Source organism: Streptomyces sp. P17 (assembly GCF_032436805.1).
In the GTDB taxonomy this organism is placed as follows: Bacteria; Actinomycetota; Actinomycetes; order Streptomycetales; family Streptomycetaceae; genus Streptomyces.
Genome location: NZ_JAVRBF010000560.1, coordinates 1 through 303 on the forward strand (window position 1 = coordinate 1; position 303 = coordinate 303).

General features: G+C 69.6%; 1 protein-coding gene. It reads right to left on the minus strand.

All coding sequences use genetic code 11. The annotated features are described in order from the left end of the window. Positions 1-106: 106 nt before the first annotated feature. Positions 107-303: hypothetical protein (locus RMT89_RS42115; protein ID WP_315889040.1), on the minus strand; the 197-nt coding region annotated here is incomplete at its 5' end.

Below are 303 nucleotides of genomic sequence, written 5' to 3' on the forward strand. Positions count from 1 at the left end.
CGGGCGTGCGGGCATGGCGGCTCCTTTCCGGGGGCGCGCAGACGGGATTGATAAGGCTGAACTTTCGACCCAACGCCGGACGTGGGATTTGTGTTCCGAAAAATTCCTAGCACTCGCCCAGAACGGCCAGCGGGAACAGGGTGAACAGCGTGGCGACCGCCCCCGCCCATGCGCCAAGGCGCGGCAGGCGGCCCAGCGGTCCGGTCGCAAAACCCGGCGCGCGCAGGGACCACAGGTGGATCGCCAGCGCGCCCAGCCAGACCGCCAGCATGGCGGCGCGGTGCAGGCTGATGGGACCAAGCG